We start from the raw sequence: 14827 nt of genomic DNA on the forward strand, positions 1-14827 counted from the left end.
AGAACATGAGCACGAATTTGCAAGCAGTAGAAAACGGTTTCACTGACTACAAAGTAGCGGACATCAATCTCGCAGATTGGGGTCGCAAAGAGATAGACATTGCTGAAGGTGAAATGCCGGCATTGATGGCGCTTCGTCGAAAGTACAAAGCGGACCAACCTCTAGCGGGCGCTAAGATTATGGGTTGTATTCATATGACCATTCAAACAGCCGTGTTGATCGAGACATTGGTTGACCTTGGTGCAGAGGTACGTTGGTCGTCTTGTAACATCTTCTCGACCCAAGATCATGCAGCCGCTGCAATTGCAGCCGCTGGCATTCCGGTTTTCGCCTGGAAAGGTGAAACCGAAGAAGAGTTTTTATGGTGCATTGAGCAAACCATTCTTGCAGAAAAAGACGGTACAGCGGTATGGGATGCGAACATCATTCTTGATGATGGTGGCGATCTAACCGAGATGGTACATAGCAAATACCCTGACCTGCTTAATGATATTCACGGCATTTCTGAAGAGACAACAACGGGTGTGCATCGTTTGTTGGAAATGCTTGAAGAAGGTTCTTTGAAAGTGCCGGCGATCAATGTAAATGACGCTGTGACGAAATCAAAGAATGATAACAAATACGGCTGCCGTCACTCTTTGAACGATGCAATCAAGCGTGGTACTGACCATCTTCTTTCAGGAAAGAAAGCGCTTGTTATCGGCTATGGCGATGTGGGCAAAGGCTCTGCAGCCTCTCTTCAGCAGGAGGGCATGATTGTAAAAGTCACTGAAGTGGATCCGATCTGTGCCATGCAGGCATGCATGGACGGCTTCGAAGTTGTCTCTCCATATATCAACGGTGAAAACACCGGAGAACCAGGCTGTGTTGATACAAGCCTTCTGGGCAAAACGGATCTAATTGTCACCACAACAGGAAACACCAATGTCTGTGACGCAAACATGCTTCAGGCGCTTAAATCTGGTGCCGTGGTATGTAACATCGGTCACTTCGATAACGAAATCGATACCGCCTACATGCGCGAGCACTGGGAGTGGGATGAGATCAAACCTCAAGTTCACAAGATCTACCGCAACAAAGCGGAGAACGATCATTTGATCCTTCTTGCAGAGGGTCGTCTTGTAAACCTAGGCAATGCGACTGGGCACCCTAGCCGTATTATGGATGGGTCGTTCGCCAACCAAGTACTTGCTCAAATTTACTTGTGGGAAGCGAAGTTTGCCGATCTACCGGCAGAAGAAAAGCCAGCCAATGTCTATGTAAAAGTACTTCCTAAGAAGCTTGATGAAGAAGTAGCAAAAGATATGGTAGAGGGTTTTGGCGGCGTATTAACACGCCTGACAAAAACGCAGGCAGACTACATCAACGTGCCGGTTGATGGTCCTTACAAGCCAGAATCTTACAAGTACTAATTAGAACGCTGAGGTTGGCTGAAGCATCTGACGCCAACCTCGGTTTCAAGAACGAGATTATTCATGGAAACCCAAAAACAGTTTAAACGTCGTTTCAGCTTTGAATTCTTCCCACCAAAAACCGAAGAAGGCAAAGAGAAGCTTCAGGTTGTTCGTGACGAACTTGCTCGCCGTAAACCAGATTTCTTCTCGGTGACATATGGTGCAGGTGGTTCCACGCAAGAGCGCACGATCGACACCGTGCTGCATTTTCAAGATCAAGGGATTTCTACTGCACCGCATTTGTCATGCGTTGGATCCAGCAAAGAAGAGATCGCGAAACTGCTCGATTTATATAAAGAACGTGCAGTGAACCGAATCGTTGCACTACGTGGTGATCTTCCCTCGGGCATGGGCGGATCAACAGGTGAATTAAAGTACGCGAACGAACTGGTCGCTTTCATTCGAGAACATAGCGGCGATCACTTTAATATAGAAGTAGCGGCCTACCCTGAGTTTCATCCACAAGCGCCGAGCGCGGAAGTGGATTTAGAAAACTTCAAACGCAAGGTGGATGCTGGCGCAAGTAGTGCGATTACACAGTACTTTTATAATCCGGACGCTTATTTTTACTTTATTGATCGGGTTGAGGCGATGGGTATTAATATTCCAATCGTCCCAGGCATTATGCCAATCACCAACTACTCCAATTTAATGCGTTTCAGCGATATGTGTGGAGCGGAGATTCCTAGATGGATTCGCAAGCAGCTTGAAGCGTATGGTGATGATAAAGCGAGCATTGTAAAATTTGGCGAAGAAGTGGTGACCCAAATGTGCGACACATTGCTAGCGGCCGGCGTGCCAGGCATACACTTCTACAGCATGAACCAAGCAGAACCCTCACTCAAGATTTGGGATAACCTTGGACTAAGCGATAACGAGAAAATCAAATTCTGATCACTCGCGCTTAAAGCAACACAATACAATGGCTTGCCCTACTCCGGCAGGCCATTTTTTTTGCCGCTCTACTTTTACTCGTCGCCCATTCCAACCATAATCATGCAGAGATAAACGAACAGGCTAAGCACTCAAGTTGCATATTCCAACAACAAAATCTCCAAGGAGACGGTGTGGGTCAGAATATTGATAAAACCCAGTTTAGCGATCAGGATTATGCCGATTTCAGAGACGCACTCAATGACAATCTTCGCACTTTCCGCGCACTTTTAGCTGAACCCGGTTTTGGTGAAGGGCCTCAGTCTTATGGTTCTGAGCTTGAGCTGTATCTCGTCGATAAAAATGCACATCCTAAACCCATCAATGAAATCATTCTGAACGACGCCAAGGATACGCAGCTCACTTTAGAGTTGAACCAATTTAACCTCGAATACAACTTTTTACCCTTGGTGAATGAAGCCGCGCCATTCTCTAAAATGGAGCAGCAAATGCGCTCCGCTCTGGGATTTCTTGATGAAGTAACAGCCCGTCATGACAGCCGCATTCTGCCGATCGGCATCCTACCGACTTTGCGCGCGCAAGACATGGGACGCGATGCGATCACAGATCTAACGCGCTATCACGTGCTCGCCGATGCGCTGAGAGCAAAACGCGGGGAAGACTTCCAGATACACATCGAAGGGCAAGATCAACTTGAAATGTCCTGGAGTGACGTGTCGCCCGAAGGCGCAAATACCTCTTTCCAGTTTCATTATCGTGTTTCACCAAGCGAGTTTGCCGGTAGCTACAATGCCGCGCAGTTGACCACCCCTCTGATGCTGGCCCTTGCCGCAAATTCGCCGTTTTTTCTTGGCCAGCGGTTGTGGCAAGAAACCCGTATAGCCCTCTTCAAACAATCGATTGACTATCGACTTGAGGATACACTCGAAAAGCATTTGCCTGCACGGGTGCTCTACGGCTTGGGCTGGGTTAGAAAAAGTATCTACGAGTTATTGGCCGAGAGCGTTTATCTGTTTGAACCGATATTACCCATACTGTCAGATCGCGATTCACAGGCAGAGTTAAAAGCGGGAATGGCCCCCAGCCTTAATGAGCTTCGACTTCATCAAGGAAGCGTATGGAGCTGGAATCGGCCCATCTACGACCCAAATGATGGCGGACATCTGCGTATCGAAACGCGCGCATTTCCCGCAGGTCCAACTCCTGCCAACATGGCCGCAACAGCGGCACTGATAAGTGGATTTATGAAAGGTCTTTTGCCTATTATTGACGAGTTAATCTCAGGCCTGCCTTTTCGATACACTGAGCAAAACTTTTACCGTGCTGCAAAATATGGCCTCAATGCAAAGTTGTTCTGGCCAAACCTGAAAAGCGGTATTCTGGAAGAACGACCAGTTATCGATCTCTTGCGTCAACTGCTACCAACAGCAAAACGCGGGCTCGAAGAGCTTGGGGTCGATGCCAGCGAAATTCACAAACAGCTTAGTTTGATCAACGACAGTCTCAATGCAGAGATGAATGGCGCACGGTGGCAGCGAATGATGTTCGCGCTTCTGATCAATCAAACCGACGAGTCGAGCGCTCTTAACGAACTGGTTGAACGCTACTATCAGCAATACCAATCAAACAAACCGATACACGAATGGAGTCTGAAACTTTGAGTATAGAGCAAGCACCCTCACAGCTTCGGCGTATTGCGCTGTCAGGCAGCGATCAGCAAGCACAGCGAGAGAAGCTACTTGGTAACTCTGCAGAACAATTTCTTAACAACCTCGGCGGCGCAACAGCTATTTTCCTGGAAGGAGAGAACACCGAGACCACGCGGGTGTTATGCACCTTGCTACACGGAAACGAGCCCTCTGGAGCACGCGCAGTTTACGACTACTTGCACTCTGGCCAGCGGCCTTGTACCAACGCCGTCTTCATTCTCGCGTCCGTTGACGCCGCAACAACGCAGCCGTATTTTTCGAATCGAATGCTCTCAGGTAAACGAGATCTAAACCGCTGCTTCAAGCCCCCGTTTGAGGACGAACAAGGCCAGCTAGCAAAGGACATCCTTGGTTTAATCAACGAACTGCAACCCGAGTGCGTTGTCGATATGCACAACACCTCAGGCTCAGGTCCCGCTTTTGGTGTTGCGATAAAAGAAGACACTCTGCATATCGCCCTAACATCACTTTTTACAAACGACCTAATCGTCACAGATTTACGCTTAGGAGCCCTGATGGAACTGAGCGAGCAAGATGTGCCAACCGTAACGATCGAGTGCGGTGGCCCGAACGATCGATCATCAGAGATCATCGCTCAAGAGGGTTTACAACGACTTCTTTCCGCAACATCTATTTTTGAAGACACGGGCGAAAGCTACCCGGTAAAAATCTATCACAACCCGATTCGACTTGAGACGATCGGTGACGCAGAGGTTGCATATGGCAAGATGACTAGCGGAGCTGTGATCACCCTCCCCGAACAGGCAGAAAAGTTTAACTACGGCACATTGACGCAAGACGAATGCATCGGTAATTTGTCCGCGTCGGGTTTTATCTCGCTTTCTGCGAAAGATCACAACGGTAAGGAGCGCCTGGCCGAGTTCTTCGAGGAGCGTGATGGCGGCCTGTATCCAAAACACCCTTTGAAAGTGTTTATGGTCACAAACAATCCTTTTATCGCGCGTACGGATTGTCTGTTTTATTTTATCGGAGAATAGAACACGTTCTCTTGAGAGTATGATGTGATCTCGGCAACCATTTTCATACTTAATGTTGATAAATCAGAAATAGGCAGCTTACTACAACGCTCACTCTTTTGGCTCAAGGCGCTTCATCGGCTATGCGAATTCCAAACATTTATACCGAAACATCTCTGACCGTAAACTCTGAGACCGAGCTTGACTCGAATGCCGCACAACACATCGCTAAAGTTCTGCGCATGAAAAAAGGCTTCAAACTGAAACTCTTTAACGGGGATGGTTACTACTATGATGCGGAGCTATCTCTTGTTGAACGTCGCACAGTGCATGCAAAAATAGCAGGACGTGAGCACTGCGATTCAGAGTCGAACCTAGATACACAACTGGCAATTGTCATGTCACGCGGCGACCGCATGGACTATGCGATACAAAAGGCGACAGAGCTTGGCGTTAATCAAATAACCCCTTTGATCAGCGAGCGCTGTGAGGTAAAACTCGATGAAGGTCGTGAGGAAAAACGCATAAAGCGTTGGCAACACGTGGCTATTAGCGCGTGCGAGCAATGCGTCCGGGCAACGGTTCCACGGATCAACCCAGTGCTAGAGCTTGAAGAATTTCTAAGCCAACCAAAAGACCCTGACGTGTTGCCTCTTGTTCTTCATCACAGAGATACTCAAGACCTGGCGCATATTGAACCTAAACCCGCAAAAGTGCTCTTACTGATAGGCCCCGAGGGCGGTTTAACGTCCGAAGAAATCGTTTGTGCACAACGTCAAGGCTTTAAAGCGTGTACGCTCGGCCCACGAGTGTTTAGAACCGAGACTGCACCTGTCGCTGCTCTTGCGGTACTGCAATGGCTATGGGGCGACTTTCAATAGTGTAAAAGAACGCTTAGGCAAGGCACATCCAATTTGCTGTAAACTCGGTAGTTACTTAATCATCCCAATATTTTATTCGACGAAACAGGTTTCTTAATGGCCTTCAAAGTACTAGGTAAATGGCGTTATCCGATTCTTATCGCAGCGCTCACCGTCATCATTATCGCACTGCTCATGGTAACCAAGCCGGAGGCGCCAACACAACCAAGCACGGAAAAGTCTTGGCAAGTGAGTGCCGTCTCTGCTGAGCGCATCAATGCTAACCCTGAGGTAGAGCTCTATGCCCGCACGGAATCTCCTCATGAAGCAAAACTCAGTACGACAGTAGCCAGTGATGTCACAGCGCTCCATGCCTTACCCGGACAAAGTGTTAAAAAAGGCGATGTGATCATTGAACTTGATGACACAGACGCGCAGATTGCCTTAATGCAAGCCGAAGCGGATTTAGTCGAGTTTTATGCTGTTATTGAGTCTGAGCACATCCGGTACGAGACCGATCAGCGTGCATTAAAAAGCGAGCAACGCATGCTAAAAATTGCACAAGACGCGCTCGCAAGACAAGCTAAATTGCAGGAGTCCAACCTGGTTGCCAAAGAGCGATCGGATAATGCGGAATCCGCACTGGCACAAAGCGAACTGATGATTGCAGCGCGAGAGCAAAGCATCAAAGACCATCCATCTCGACTCAAAAAACTCAATGCGGGATTAAAGCGAACCAAAGCACGCCTCCAAGCGGCACAACGAGATCTGGAGAAAACGCAAGTCAAAGCGCCATTTGATGCGCACATTACCGCCGTGCTTGTGGCGCCCGGAGATCGAGTACAACCCGGGCAAAACCTAGTAGAGCTCTTTGATCACAATCGTGTCGAATTACGTGTGCAGATACCAAACAACCTTGTTGATGATGTTGAATCCGCCCTGACAAACGAGGGAGAAGTCACTGCTCGCGGCAACGGTCATCAGTTTAAGGTGGCACGTTTGTCCCTCGCGAGTAGTCAGCAACATGGCGGACGCGATGCCTGGTTGGTTCCGGTCGACCCAGATCTCTCGTTACCACTGAACAAGAGCTTGCGCGTCATCCTCGAGCTTCCGGCGCAACAAAACCTGATCGCCTTACCTATTTCGTCAATCTACGGCACTGATCGCGTATTTCGGATTCGTGACGAGCGCCTAGAATCGCTTGTCGTTCAACCAATCGGCTATCAGTACCAAGACGGCGCACAAGACAAGGTCTTGGTAAGTTCGGATACGATCAATGATGGCGATCAAATCATCACAACGCAGCTTCCAAAGGCCATCAATGGCCTGAAAGTCACGTTACAAGGCAGCACCAAATGACCATGGATAACGGTAAACATCGTGAGGATTTACTAGGTCGGTTCGCCAAACACCGAGTAGCCGCGAACCTGCTCATGTTGATTATCCTCATTGCTGGTGCAGTTTCGCTCACTCGGTTGAATACACAGTTTCTGCCTACCTTCGAACCAGACTACATTACAGTGCGCGTCATCTGGCCGGGGGCGAGTGCCGAAGATGTTGCGCGCTCGATTGTCACGCCTCTCGAGCAAGAGCTACGCTCACTCGACTACGTGAAAGAAATGAAATCGACGTCGTATCAAAGCAGCGCCGTGATCAGCCTTGAATACGACGAAGGCACAGATATGGGCCTTGCACTTGATCAAGTAAAAGAACACGTGTCACTCGTGCGCAACCTGCCGTCGGACTCAGAAGAGCCGGAGATTTCTAAGGTTGTTCTCAATGAAGATGTTGCCACATTAATACTTTCTGCAGATGCACCTCTCAGCGAATTGCGGGGCATAGCCTACGATTTCGAACGAGACCTGTTAGCTCGCGGAATTTCGAAGGTAGACCTGATCGGCGTACCTGAACAAGAAATTGCGATCCAAGTCTCGACACTCGACATAGATCGGCTTGGCGAGTCGCTCCCAGCCCTTGGGCAAGCCGTTGTGAGTGCGAGCCAGGATATCCCTGCCGGCACTTCCGCTAAAGATGAAGTTGCGCGCGAGCTACGGAGCGTTGAACAACGGCGTGATGCTGAAGGGTTTAATGACCTTACGATTCTTACTGCACGAACTGGGGAGCGTCTGCGCCTCGGAGACGTCGCGAATATCGAGCGTCGAGACAAAGAAAAACAAGTTGAGGTTTTTTATAAAGACCGTCCCGCCGTTCTCTTACGGATACTGCGTACGCCAAGTTCAGACACACTCAAAGCAGCCGAGACATTTAATACTTGGCTGAGTGAAGTGCGCGAGACTCTGCCCCCCACGATGTACCTAGACTCGTATAACGAAGCCTATGTTCTGATAGAAGATCGCATAAACCTGCTCATCAAAAATGGTTTAGGCGGATTGATTTTAGTTGTCGCGATTCTGTTTATCCTGCTAAACGGTCGCGTTGCTTTCTGGGTGACGGTGGGTATTCCTGTGTCCTTCGCGGGAACGCTAGCCGTGATGTATGCTCTCGGCGGCAGCATTAATATGGTGAGTATGTTTGCCTTAATCATGGCGCTGGGGATCATCGTTGATGATGCCATCGTCGTCGGTGAAGACGCCCTCACCCACTTTCAACGAGGTGAAGGGGCGTTACAGGCAGCAGAAGGCGGAGCCAGAAGAATGTTCGTACCCGTTATGTCGTCTTCGCTAACGACTATTTCTGCATTTTTACCACTGATGATTATTAGCGGCATTATTGGCAACATACTATTTGCGATTCCACTGGTGATTGTTTGTGTGATTATTGCATCCGTCATTGAGTGTTTCCTGATCATGCCCGGGCACCTTCATCATAGCCTTAAGAAGATGGGCCATCATGCAAAGGAAAGTCGGTTTAGACAGGCCGTTGACAGCCGTTTTAATGCATTTCGTGATGGAACATTTCGCTCGCTATCTGAAAAAGCAATGCGCAATCGTGGTACAACCCTAGCACTCGCAATTGCTGTATTTTTTGTATCCATTTTTCTCATTATCTCCGGAAGAATACAATTTGAGTTCTTTCCACAGCCTGAAAACCAAGTCTTGCTAGGAAATGTGAAGTTCGCTTCCGGCACCCCGCCTAACGAAGTCCGCGCGTTCGCGCAGCAAATGGAAGATGCGCTTTGGCGTGCAAACGACAAATTACTCGAGAAATATGAACGCGAAGAGGATCTGATTGTTCACGCAGTATTACGTGTGAATCAGGCAACCCTTGATGGCGGTCAGAACTATCAGCAAGGTGAGCAATATGCCTCTTTGCACGTTGAAACAGTGACTCCGGACGCGCGAAACGTCCGTAATCCCGAACTCATATCCGCATGGAAAGCGGAGCTGTCTCTTCCAGATGGTATTGAGCAATTGAGTATTACTAGCCCGCGTGGTGGGCCTCCTGGCAAAGACATCGATATCTTCTTGACGGGGCAAGGCTCGGAAGTCCTCAAAGCCGCCAGTGAAGAGCTGCAAGAAAAGCTTAAGAGCTATGTTGGCGTGAATGATATTCAAGACGATATACCTTACGGGAAAAGCCAATTTCTTTACGCACTTACGCCTCAGGGAGAAGCGTTGGGGCTGACCGTTAGTGATATTGGAAAGCAGCTACGCGCAGGCTTTGATGGCCAACTACTCCAAGTATTCTATGACGAGAACGAGGAAGTAGAGGTGCGCATTATCCTCCCTGAACAGGAACGAAACGCATCTCGAACGCTTAACAGTTTTCCCATCATCACAAACCGTGGGGAGACCGTTCGACTGGACAATGTTGTGACGCTAGAGAGCAGAAAAGGGCTTGAGCTTGTTCGGCACACCGAAGGTAAATTTGGTCTCAGAGTCACCGCGGGGGTCGATTCCAGCCAGAATAATGCGAATGTGGTATTGGACGATATAAACGAGCGTTTCTTACCTGAACTAGCAGCGCGCTACGGCTTAAATTATGAACTTAAAGGTCGTGCCGAGGAGCAGCGCAAAACAGGTTCGGAGATGATGCTTGGAGCCTCTATCGGCTTTACGCTCATCTATATCATTCTTGCATGGGTGTTTGGCTCTTACTCTTGGCCTTTAGCGGTTATTCTCGCCATTCCGTTGGGTATCTCTGGTGCGATTCTTGGGCACTGGGCGCTCGGACTGAATCTCACGATGCTCTCGTGGTTTGGCTTTTTTGGTCTGTCGGGGATTGTGATTAACGATGCGATTATTCTCGTGACATTTTATCGAGAGCTAAGGGAGCAAGGACAAGCTATTCATGAGGCCATCGTGAACGCCACTTGCCTGCGTTTGCGCGCCGTACTACTGACATCTCTGACAACGATTGCTGGCTTGCTACCTTTGTTATTTGAAACGTCGTTGCAGGCGCAATTTCTCATTCCAATGGCGGTAAGCATCTCGTTTGGTCTGGCCTACGCGACCGTACTCATCCTGTTCGTTATTCCCGCATTGGTTTCAAAAATCGAAGAAATGCGGGAAAAAAGAGCGGCCAAGCAGCAAGACAAGCAAGCAGTCCAGCTTCAAACAGAGTAAAGCGAACAGGGGCAATGATTGCCCCGATTTACCAATACTGAAAACAGACTTAAACTATGTGTGCCCAGAGGTCGTATTCATCGGCCTCTTCAATTTCAACCTCGACAATCATGCCCGGATCTAAAAAGGTTGCGCCGTCGATAAAGACCTGGCCATCGATTTCCGGCGCATCGCCCATCGTTCGAGCGACGGCGCCCTCCTCCGCTATTTCATCGATAATCACAAATTGACGCGTACCCACTTTCGCTTGCAAGCGCGCAGCGCTGATTTTTGCCTGTTTTTCCATAAAGCGTTGTTTACGCTGCTCTTTGATGTCTTCGGGCACATGATCAGGCAGATCATTGGCCGGCGCGCCTTCCACTGGTGAATACGTAAAACAACCCACCCGATCAAGCTGCGCTTCATCTAGAAAGTCGAGCAGCTCTTGAAAGTCTTCTTCGGTTTCACCGGGAAAGCCCACGATGAATGTGCTGCGAATAGTGAGCTCTGGACACACCTCACGCCATTTCTTAATGCGATCCAGTACTTTCTCGGCATGCGCGGGGCGCTTCATCGCTTTGAGTACCTTTTTGCTCGCGTGCTGAAAAGGAATATCTAGATAGGGCAATATCTTACCTTCCGCCATTAACGGAATCAGCTTGTCGACATGCGGATAAGGATACACGTAGTGCATTCGAACCCAAACACCTAGCTCACCCAAGGCAACGGCCAAGTCTTGCATTCTCGTTTCTAAAGGGTCGCCCGCATTAAAATCGAGTTTGAACTTCACATCCACACCATAGGCACTTGTGTCTTGCGAAATAACCAGTAGCTCACGCGTGCCGGCAGCGACTAGCTTTTTCGCTTCATCAATGACAGCCGATATAGGACGACTTACAAGATCTCCACGCATATGAGGAATAATGCAAAATGCGCAACGGTGGTTGCAGCCTTCAGATATTTTTAGAAAAGAATAATGTTGAGGCGTAAGCTTAACGCCATGCGCGGGAACAAGATCACTATAGTGCGAAGGGTTTTCGATTGGCGGGACATATTCGTGAACGGCATTCAACACGGTGTCGTAATCGGCAGGACCACTCACACTTAATACATCAGGACTAACTTTCTTGATCAGCTCCGCATCAGCGCCCTTGCCCATACAACCGGTTACGATTACTTTTCCGTTCTCCGCCATCGCCTCGTTGATCGCATCTAGAGATTCTTGTTTCGCCGAATCGATGAAACCACAGGTGTTTACCACCACAACATCTGCATCGTCATAACTCGGAACAACATCGTAACCATCTAACTTCAATTGAGTGAGAATACGCTCCGAATCAGTCAATGCTTTTGGGCAACCAAGGCTTACAAACCCTACACGGCCGCTTCCCGCGGTATTCTCTACATTTATACTGTCTGAATCAGCCATTTTTTCACCCAAAATTGATAACGTTTAAGCCGCGCGAAGTATAACGGAAGAGACGCGCGCTTGCATGCTTAGAGCCTTCGCTAGAAGGGAGCCATAAGCCATTCGATTTGTTGCAAAACACCCCTTTGCAACCACATGTAACTGAAAATGCACCAATATATACATTAGCGCACCCTCAATTAACCTTTTGTGCACCTCTTGTTTCAATTTAGTTGCTATTGGTTACACAAAACAAATGGTTAAGCACTGTTTTTTATCTAGTCTCATATAAACGGCAATGATCTTGCTGTAAATGTCATAGATGTCGTCATGCGCCATGCATGAAAGCCGTTAAAAAATAGGTTGAAGCTCTCACCAGAAGAGCAGAACAAAAAATCTAGTTTGATCTAGAAACCGACATAACAAAATGCGGGAAACGCTGCGGAAGTAGCACAAGAGAGATGAACCATGAGCAGAAGTTTAATTTACCACACACACTTGAGTATCAGTGGCAACGTAACGCTGAAAACATCAAACGGCGCCTCAACCGAAGCGCAATTTGATTCGATTTCGAAAAGCGGACTCGTTCTGCACTGCGATCAAGCGGCGCTCAAAGAGCTCTTCCCTCGAACCCCCACCGTTTCGCTAAAACAAACAGTTGATCTCGACGTCGACTTCGGTCTACCAGAAGTGGGTCGCATTATGGCCGCTTGCCATGTAACGTCTTTACGTCGAATGTCCAGAACGAAGTTTGAGTTGCAGATGAATTTTGCTGAGGCCGGAGTGCGATCGCTGAATGCATTAGAGCACTATGTGGAGCGTAAGCTTCGTGCAAGCAATGCAGCTGCCGAGAATGCTCAAAGCCTCAATGATAATGTGCATCAAATTAGCAACAGTTCAAATGAGACGACGCAAAGAGACCTTGAGCAGCGAGTCGCGTAGATCGAACGCAATTGCGTTAGCGAGATTAGGCCTTGGTTTTAAGAAGAGGGATATCTTGCTTCTTGGAATCAGTTTTTTGAACCGTTGTTTGGTTCGTTAACGCAGAAACAAGCTCAGCCTCTGGTCGAGAAATGCTACATGCACTCATCAGCTCTTCAATGCTCGCACCCATTTTTACAAGTCGAGCCGCTTCCGAATAGCTGACCTTCACCGGGTCATTCTTTTGAATTTCTTCCAGTTTTTTCTCAAGATGCTCGTTCTTATCCACCAGAGATTGCAAGCGACGTCCCATCCCTAGCGTTGAATGGTTTACTGCATTCAGCTCTTTGCCCAACTCGTTAATGTGATCGCTCAACGTTGCAACCTGCTTTCTTGTCACGCTTGCTGAATACAAGCCGTAGGCAACCGAGATAATCGCAATCGCTGAAGAGCCTAATGCGAGATACTCAAAAGAAATCAAAACTGACATCGCTCTCTCCCTAGCAGCGCTTAAAGCGCTACCATCTCTGCCCATTCTTCCTCAGAAAGCATTTTCTCAAACTCTACAAGAATGATCAGCTCGCCGTTTTTATTACATACGCCTTGGATAAAGCGCGCGCTCTCATCGTTACCAACATTAGGCGCGGTTTCTATCTCTGACTCTTTTAAGTAAACCACTTCCGCTACAGAGTCGACGAGTACACCGACAACCTGACCCTCAAGCTCCAAGACAACAATTCGTGTCTGATCGCTTACCTCAGATTGGGCTAAACCGAAACGTGTGCGCGTATCGATTACCGTTACAACGTTGCCACGTAAGTTGATAATCCCTAGGACATAATGTGGAGCGCCAGGAACGGGAGCGATTTCAGAGTAACGCAACACTTCCTGAATCTGCATCACATTGATGCCATACGTTTCATCATCTAAGCGGAACGTAACATATTGCAGAATCTTATCTTCTGACTGATCAGAACTATGTACAGTATTGGAAGACATTTAAAGCCTCGTTTTGGGCAAATCGTAGCCCTTGTTTATGGATATCGCAGCGTATTGACGCCGGCGAGCTTATTCATATCACTTTAATATAGAACAAAGCCCACCATGCGCCACTCTTGGACATTGTTTATCTCGCTAAGAACTTAGGGCGTATCCTGCAATTTGTCTTCATCAAGCAGGCGCGCCATACTCTCTACGTCCAGTAAAGCGCACATTTTAGAAATTACCGTCCCTGCGAGCCATGGCCGTTTACCTTGCTGAGTACGCCATTTGATTTCATCTCGCTCTACGCGGATCGCTTGTTGAACACTACTACAGGCCAAGGCCCAATGCGTATCAGCTAACCTAATAACGAACTCATAGGGCTCATCCGAACTATGCTGCATTCGCGATGGCATCACCCAACGAGCGGTATCGACGACTTGGAGGTTCCGATCGCCAATTCGGTACATTCCCAAATACCAATCTGCTCTCCCAACGATTGGCGTAAATTCACTCTCTAAACGATGTATCGATCCTAGCGAGATAAGAGGAACAGCGAGCTGTAGACCTCTTACATCAAACAATAACATTTCAAATTCGGCCAACTCCCGAAATGGCGGAATCTTATTTGGAGGTACCGCTGCGGGTGGTTCTTCTTCGAAAGAAGAGCTTATCTCGGCCGGTTCTAATGTCTGCGTTTGCGACTTTATTTGAGGCGAAACCTCGGGTTCTTCTACATCACCGCTCACCCGTTCTTGAACTGCAATTTTCTGAGCTTCTTGAACCTCTTGCGCGATCTCCGGCTCGGTCGCACTAGCTTGCTTAAGTTCAACCGTTTCTATCGGCGTTGTTTCAGCTTCTAACTTATGATCAGCCCTGAGATCTGGCTCTTCGGTAAGATGAGCAGAAGCCGTTGCTTCTTTCAGCGCCATGGTCTGCGCTGCCTCAGTTTTCGTCTCTGGCTGCTTGGCCGCGGGCTTTAGTTTTGGCATCAAGCCTGCAACGACGACATCTTTTTTGTCGTTTGATTCTTTGAATGGTCTTAACTTCTTTCTAGCCAGAATGGCGCTAGCGGGCTTCAAATTAGGATGGCGAGAGTGGCTGGTCGCTACTGGCTC

The 14827-nt window shown here is 48.3% G+C and carries 12 protein-coding genes; 8 read left to right on the top strand and 4 right to left on the bottom strand.

What is annotated here, in order from left to right; genetic code table 11:
- Nucleotides 1–5 precede the first annotated feature (5 nt).
- The 7 genes from ahcY (at nucleotide 6) to A3751_RS06585 (ending at nucleotide 10420) form a co-directional block, all read left to right on the top strand.
- Nucleotides 6–1412, top strand: coding sequence for an adenosylhomocysteinase (ahcY, locus tag A3751_RS06555; RefSeq protein ID WP_068453584.1), 1407 nt, complete (start codon nucleotides 6–8; stop codon nucleotides 1410–1412).
- Nucleotides 1413–1475: 63 nt separating this feature from the next.
- Nucleotides 1476–2348 carry a methylenetetrahydrofolate reductase [NAD(P)H] gene (gene metF / locus A3751_RS06560; RefSeq protein ID WP_068453586.1) on the top strand — a complete coding sequence of 291 codons (873 nt, stop codon included), beginning with the start codon at nucleotides 1476–1478 and terminating at the stop codon, nucleotides 2346–2348.
- A gap of 173 nt (nucleotides 2349–2521) precedes the next feature.
- Nucleotides 2522–4009, top strand: a complete 1488-nt coding sequence (locus tag A3751_RS06565; protein WP_068453589.1) for a hypothetical protein — start codon at nucleotides 2522–2524, stop codon at nucleotides 4007–4009.
- Entirely contained in the window at nucleotides 4006–5055 is a 1050-nt protein-coding gene (locus A3751_RS06570) for a M14 family metallopeptidase (protein ID WP_231876854.1), read from the top strand. The genes A3751_RS06565 and A3751_RS06570 overlap by 4 nt, the downstream gene beginning before the upstream one ends.
- Nucleotides 5056–5177: 122 nt before the next feature.
- Complete coding sequence (locus A3751_RS06575) at nucleotides 5178–5915, top strand: 16S rRNA (uracil(1498)-N(3))-methyltransferase (protein ID WP_068453591.1); 738 nt, start codon at nucleotides 5178–5180, stop codon at nucleotides 5913–5915.
- Nucleotides 5916–6011: 96 nt separating this feature from the next.
- Nucleotides 6012–7253: an efflux RND transporter periplasmic adaptor subunit gene (locus A3751_RS06580; protein ID WP_068453593.1), complete on the top strand. Its 1242-nt coding sequence runs from the start codon at nucleotides 6012–6014 to the stop codon at nucleotides 7251–7253.
- Nucleotides 7250–10420, top strand: coding sequence for an efflux RND transporter permease subunit (locus tag A3751_RS06585; protein ID WP_068453595.1), 3171 nt, complete (start codon nucleotides 7250–7252; stop codon nucleotides 10418–10420). Before A3751_RS06580 ends, A3751_RS06585 begins: the two co-directional genes overlap by 4 nt.
- 49 nt (nucleotides 10421–10469) lie before the next feature.
- On the opposite strand, the gene rimO is transcribed toward A3751_RS06585, so the two are convergent.
- Entirely contained in the window at nucleotides 10470–11828 is a 1359-nt protein-coding gene (gene rimO, locus A3751_RS06590) for a 30S ribosomal protein S12 methylthiotransferase RimO (protein WP_068453597.1), read from the bottom strand.
- A gap of 447 nt (nucleotides 11829–12275) precedes the next feature.
- Between rimO and A3751_RS06600 the strand changes: the two genes are divergently transcribed.
- Nucleotides 12276–12749: a hypothetical protein gene (locus A3751_RS06600; RefSeq protein ID WP_068453602.1), complete on the top strand. Its 474-nt coding sequence runs from the start codon at nucleotides 12276–12278 to the stop codon at nucleotides 12747–12749.
- Between the two features lie 25 nt (nucleotides 12750–12774).
- On the opposite strand, the gene A3751_RS06605 is transcribed toward A3751_RS06600, so the two are convergent.
- From A3751_RS06605 to A3751_RS06615, 3 genes are all read right to left on the bottom strand, one after another.
- Nucleotides 12775–13218, bottom strand: coding sequence for a DUF2802 domain-containing protein (locus tag A3751_RS06605; protein ID WP_068453604.1), 444 nt, complete (start codon nucleotides 13216–13218; stop codon nucleotides 12775–12777).
- 20 nt (nucleotides 13219–13238) lie between these two features.
- A complete protein-coding gene (locus A3751_RS06610; protein ID WP_068453606.1) occupies nucleotides 13239–13727 on the bottom strand; it encodes a chemotaxis protein CheW in 489 nt (162 codons plus the stop codon).
- Nucleotides 13728–13870: 143 nt separating this feature from the next.
- The coding region (locus A3751_RS06615) for a CheW domain-containing protein (protein WP_156492292.1) at nucleotides 13871–14827 on the bottom strand (957 nt) is incomplete at its 5' end.

This window comes from Oleiphilus sp. HI0080, assembly GCF_001635135.1.

Bases quoted from the DNA above. Each gene is read 5' to 3' on its own strand.
- A3751_RS06585 (WP_068453595.1), top strand. From the start codon at position 7,250: ATGACCATGGATAACGGTAAACATCGTGAGGATTTACTAGGTCGGTTC.
- A3751_RS06610 (WP_068453606.1), bottom strand. From the start codon at position 13,727: ATGTCTTCCAATACTGTACATAGTTCTGATCAGTCAGAAGATAAGATT.
- A3751_RS06575 (WP_068453591.1), top strand. From the start codon at position 5,178: ATGCGAATTCCAAACATTTATACCGAAACATCTCTGACCGTAAACTCT.
- A3751_RS06605 (WP_068453604.1), bottom strand. From the start codon at position 13,218: ATGTCAGTTTTGATTTCTTTTGAGTATCTCGCATTAGGCTCTTCAGCG.
- A3751_RS06580 (WP_068453593.1), top strand. From the start codon at position 6,012: ATGGCCTTCAAAGTACTAGGTAAATGGCGTTATCCGATTCTTATCGCA.
- ahcY (WP_068453584.1), top strand. From the start codon at position 6: ATGAGCACGAATTTGCAAGCAGTAGAAAACGGTTTCACTGACTACAAA.
- metF (WP_068453586.1), top strand. From the start codon at position 1,476: ATGGAAACCCAAAAACAGTTTAAACGTCGTTTCAGCTTTGAATTCTTC.
- A3751_RS06600 (WP_068453602.1), top strand. From the start codon at position 12,276: ATGAGCAGAAGTTTAATTTACCACACACACTTGAGTATCAGTGGCAAC.
- rimO (WP_068453597.1), bottom strand. From the start codon at position 11,828: ATGGCTGATTCAGACAGTATAAATGTAGAGAATACCGCGGGAAGCGGC.